This window comes from Kocuria sp. CPCC 204721, assembly GCF_040980945.1.
GTDB classification, from domain to species: domain Bacteria; phylum Actinomycetota; class Actinomycetes; order Actinomycetales; family Micrococcaceae; genus Kocuria; species Kocuria marina.
This window is the reverse complement of record NZ_JAVKPO010000057.1, coordinates 1-804: the sequence shown is the minus strand read 5'-3', so window position 1 is coordinate 804 and position 804 is coordinate 1. Positions and strand designations below refer to the sequence as shown.

General features: G+C 64.7%; 1 pseudogene. It reads left to right on the top strand.

The annotated features are described in order from the left end of the window. A pseudogene (locus RF637_RS13830) lies at positions 1–789 on the top strand (pyruvate dehydrogenase (acetyl-transferring), homodimeric type); the annotation flags it as partial. Between the last annotated feature and the right edge of the window lie 15 nt (positions 790–804).

Sequence of the window (804 nt, the reverse complement as noted above, 5' to 3'; positions counted from 1 at the left end):
ACCGGTGAGGGCCTGCAACACGCTGACGGGCACTCCCCGATCCTGGCTTCGACCAACCCCGCGGTGATCCACTACGACCCCGCCTACGGGTACGAGATCGCCCACATCGTCAAACGCGGGATCGAACACATGTACGGGCAGGCGGATGAGGATCACAACGTGATGTACTACCTCACCGTCTACAACGAACCCATCCACCAACCCGCCGAACCCGAAGACGTCGATGTGGACGGGATCCTCAACGGTATCTACCTGCTCAAACCCGCCACCAACGAAGGCCCGCGCGCCCAGCTGCTGGCCTCCGGGGTCGGGGTGCCCTGGGCGTTGGAAGCCCAACGGATCCTCGCCGAGGAATGGTCGGTCTCCGCCGACGTGTGGTCGGTGACGTCGTGGACGAACCTACGCCGGGATGCTCACGCCGCCGAACATGAGGCGTTCCTCAACCCCGGTGAAGGAGCCCGCACCCCCTACATCACCCAAGCACTAGCAGGGGCAACGGGACCGGTGATCGCTACCAGTGATTACACCTCGGCTCTACCGGACTCCGTGCGTCAGTACGTGCCCAACGACTGGGCCTCGTTGGGCGCTGACGGATTCGGGTTCGCTGACACCCGCGCCGGAGCACGCCGGTACTTCACCATCGATGCGCACTCAATGGTCGTACGCACCCTGGAAATGCTGGCCAAACGCGGAGAGATCGACTGGTCCGCCCCCGCAGAAGCCATCACCCGCTACGACCTCACCAACCCCGCCGCCGGCACCAGCGGTAACACCGGAGGCGACGCCTAACCCACCAACCCACCA